At 66.0% G+C, this 588-nt stretch carries 2 protein-coding genes; both read right to left on the bottom strand.

Translation table 11 applies throughout. From position 1 onward, the window contains the following. Window positions 1-326 (bottom strand): carboxypeptidase-like regulatory domain-containing protein (locus DAI20_RS19910; protein WP_168927708.1); only part of this gene is annotated, 326 nt, incomplete at its 3' end. Between the two features lie 51 nt (window positions 327-377). Then, window positions 378-588, bottom strand: a 211-nt coding sequence (locus DAI20_RS19905) for a hypothetical protein (protein WP_240606148.1), incomplete at its 5' end; no start/stop codon positions are given.

Here is a 588-nt window from a genome sequence, read left to right as displayed (position 1 = left end):
CCACTGGCCAGGTTGACCGTGGTGGTGCCGCCTACCGCCACACTGACGGCGACCTGGTCGCCCAGCTTCTGGCCATCACGGCTGAGCTGCAGCTGGTAATCCCCCACCGGCAGCTGGCCCAGGCGATAACTGCCATCGGCACCGACCGTGACGCTGCGGGTCAGACCCGTGCTGCTGCTCACCACAGTCACCTGGTCGCCGGCGGTGGCGCGCCCGGCCACGGCACCGCTTACGTTCTGTGCCATTGCGATACTGGGCAGCATTGCGCCCAGACACGCCCCGAGAGCGACGCACAACGCCGCCCGCTTGATGCTGTAAGCCTTCATCCCCTGCTCTCTCCTGCAAGAATCGAATGGTGTGGAGTGCGATGTGTCGCGCTAGCGTTGCCTGGCTGGCAGTACCCGCCACTGGAAGTCGTAGCTCCATTGCTCGAAGTACAGGTTGCCGCCTGCCCACTCGGCCTCGCCGCGCTGCGAGTCGACCGTTTCCGAGCGGAAGTGCTGCTTGGCCGGCACCAGGGCCTGGCCGAAATCGTCGTTGAAGGCGATGCGGTAGCCGTCGAGGCCACCCAGGTAGAAATCGCGCAGG

Origin of the sequence: Planctomonas deserti, assembly GCF_003067705.1 — a bacterium.
GTDB classification, from domain to species: domain Bacteria; phylum Actinomycetota; class Actinomycetes; order Actinomycetales; family Microbacteriaceae; genus Planctomonas; species Planctomonas deserti.
This window is presented reverse-complemented; position numbering and strand designations above follow the sequence as displayed.